This is a genomic window from Alcanivorax sp. HI0083 (assembly GCF_001635175.1).
The window spans coordinates 1-234 of the sequence record NZ_LWFX01000616.1 but is presented as its reverse complement, the minus strand read 5'-3'; the positions used below and the strand labels follow the sequence as shown (position 1 = coordinate 234).

At 60.3% G+C, this 234-nt stretch carries 1 pseudogene; it reads right to left on the bottom strand.

The features are described 5' to 3' along the window. A pseudogene (locus A3754_RS27380) lies at positions 1-234 on the bottom strand (MBL fold metallo-hydrolase); the annotation flags it as partial.

Here is a 234-nt window from a genome sequence, read left to right as displayed (position 1 = left end):
CCCTGACTGTTCAGGTTGATATCAAACCCGAGCGCATCCTGCAGTTCATCCTCCGACAGGGCGACACCATGGTCGCGAGCCTTGGCAAACAGATAGTCCTGCATGGCAGATTCCAATCGCGGCAACAACGTAGCCTCATCACCGGGAGCGGCTTTTTCCGCCAGCGCCACGTAATCATCCACCATGGCCAGCAAGCGTTCGCCAGGCTCCCGGGGAGCGTCCAGGGCGCCATAG